General features: G+C 68.6%; 2 protein-coding genes. Both read left to right on the top strand.

Annotated elements, in window-relative coordinates; all coding sequences use genetic code 11:
• The first annotated feature begins 18 nt into the window (after nucleotides 1-18).
• Nucleotides 19-540 carry a tyrosine-type recombinase/integrase gene (locus tag K9U40_RS23050; RefSeq protein WP_331253177.1) on the top strand — a complete coding sequence of 174 codons (522 nt, stop codon included), beginning with the start codon at nucleotides 19-21 and terminating at the stop codon, nucleotides 538-540.
• The gene (locus tag K9U40_RS23045; protein WP_188079666.1) at nucleotides 443-673 is read left to right on the top strand and encodes an integrase; all 231 of its coding nucleotides are present in this window, start codon (nucleotides 443-445) and stop codon (nucleotides 671-673) included. The genes K9U40_RS23050 and K9U40_RS23045 overlap by 98 nt, the downstream gene beginning before the upstream one ends.
• Nucleotides 674-723: the final 50 nt, after the last annotated feature.

Genomic DNA, 723 nt, shown 5'->3' with positions numbered 1-723 from the left:
GCCGCGTTCGGACCGGCCATCCTGCTCCTGGCCCGACTGGGCCTCAGGGCCAGCGAAGTCGCCAACCTCGACTTCGATGAGATCGACTGGGTGACAGGCCGCATAACCCTTGCTGGCAAGGCGCGGCGTGAGGAGCGCCTGCCGCTGACCCAGGAGATCGGGGACGCCATCCTCGCCTATATCGAGCGGGCGCGGCCACGGATCGCGACGACGCGGGTGTTCCTGACGGACACGGCGCCTGTCCGCCAGCTGAGCCGGATCGCCGTGAAGTGCATCGTGCGCCGCGCCCTCGACCGGGCCGGCGTCAAAAGTGTCCATCGCGGCGCCCACGTTCTGCGCCACTCCGCCGCGACGTCCATGCTGCGCAGCGGCCGAGACCTGCTCATCGCTGCGTGGTCGGAGCGTCTCGCCACATCAGCTCCGGCACAGCTGCGCGGTCGTCATGCTGCAGGCCACCCACGACATCCGGAAGGTTGCCCTGTGGCTTGGTCATGCCGACATCCGCACGACGGAGGCCTATCTCCGCATGGACCCCTCTGAAAAGCTGGAAGCGATCGAGGCGGTCATCCCGCCGGAGCTCAGGCGCGGCCGGTTCAAGGCACCGGATGCGCTGATCGCTTCCTTGCTCTCGGACCTGGAGGCACCGGCCGGATCGGAACGGGTCCGCACCTGAAGCGGCTCTCTCGCCCAATCGCCCCGGTCCTGCACCGGCATCGTGTTCGA

The sequence above is a fragment of the Xanthobacter autotrophicus genome (assembly GCF_030015065.1).
Lineage (GTDB): Bacteria > Pseudomonadota > Alphaproteobacteria > Rhizobiales > Xanthobacteraceae > Xanthobacter > Xanthobacter autotrophicus_D.
The sequence above is the reverse complement of the archived record's forward strand: the minus strand, read 5'-3'. Positions and strand labels throughout refer to the sequence as shown.